The sequence below is a fragment of the Salinarimonas soli genome, from assembly GCF_008386575.1.
Taxonomy (GTDB): domain Bacteria; phylum Pseudomonadota; class Alphaproteobacteria; order Rhizobiales; family Beijerinckiaceae; genus Salinarimonas_A; species Salinarimonas_A soli.
This window is the reverse complement of the sequence record NZ_VUOA01000259.1, coordinates 1-212: the sequence shown is the minus strand read 5'-3', so window position 1 is coordinate 212 and position 212 is coordinate 1. Positions and strand designations below refer to the sequence as shown.

Genomic DNA, 212 nt, shown 5'->3' with positions numbered 1-212 from the left:
CCGGTGAAGCAAGAGCACGCAGAGTTCACATGGCCACAGGGCAATGACCTCACCAGCGTGACTGCCCCGTTGATCTCCTACACCCCGGAGAAGATCGACCTGACGTTGCCGATCCAAGAGATCCGCAACCTCACCCCGGGTGAGACCACGGCGCTGTCCACCGTCCCAGAGAACAGCGATGATGCTTCCCTGCGCGGAATGTTCGTCCGTTC

The 212-nt window shown here is 60.8% G+C and carries 1 protein-coding gene; it reads left to right on the top strand.

Annotated elements, in window-relative coordinates:
- Positions 1 to 3 precede the first annotated feature (3 nt).
- Positions 4 to 212 (top strand): hypothetical protein (locus F0L46_RS27555; protein ID WP_368732177.1); only part of this gene is annotated, 209 nt, incomplete at its 3' end.